Here is a 619-nt window from a genome sequence, read left to right on the forward strand (position 1 = left end):
GCCGAGTGTGTTCCCTAGTCACGAAGGCAATATGAGCATCGTCGTTACGCGAGACGTTGCCGCTCCGTCGGGGTCGATGGCCGGATCACGCATGGAAGGTAATCATCGGAACATGAGAGGCCCGACCGGGTCCGCTGGATTGGTCTCCAGCGGGGGACAGCAGCAAGGTACTGCCAGAGCTGCCGTCCGAGCTGAGGTCGGGAGTCGGACTGGTTCATAGTACCCGTGAAGCCGTCGAAGGAAACGAGGCGAGTGGAGGGAAGGGACCAGCCTGAGGGGAGCCTGCGCGAGGAAGCCAAGGTCCGGACACAGAGCCGGGTTGCCTTGCCGCTGAACCTCGAGCGGGTGAACGCGGCGGCCAAGCAGGCTGCCCAAACCCGGTTCACGGCCCTGCTGCATCACGTCGACGAAGAAGCCCTTTACCGGGCGTTTCGGCGACAGAAGCGACAGGCGAGTGCTGGGGTCGATGGGATGACCGTGGCGAAGTACGAAGAGGGGCTGACGGATAACATCCGTGATCTCTGCGAACGGGTCCACACCGATCGCTACCGGCCACAGCCGGTGCGGCGGGTCTACATTCCCAAAGCCGATGGCGGTAAACGGCCTCTCGGGGTGCCGG

1 pseudogene is annotated in these 619 nt (G+C 63.8%); it reads left to right on the plus strand.

What is annotated here, in order from left to right:
* Nucleotides 1-225: 225 nt before the first annotated feature.
* Nucleotides 226-619 (plus strand): annotated as a pseudogene (locus tag NKJ06_RS35675) (group II intron reverse transcriptase/maturase); the annotation flags it as partial.

This window comes from Mesorhizobium sp. M0293 (genome assembly GCF_040321735.1).
Classification (GTDB): Bacteria; Pseudomonadota; Alphaproteobacteria; order Rhizobiales; family Rhizobiaceae; genus Mesorhizobium.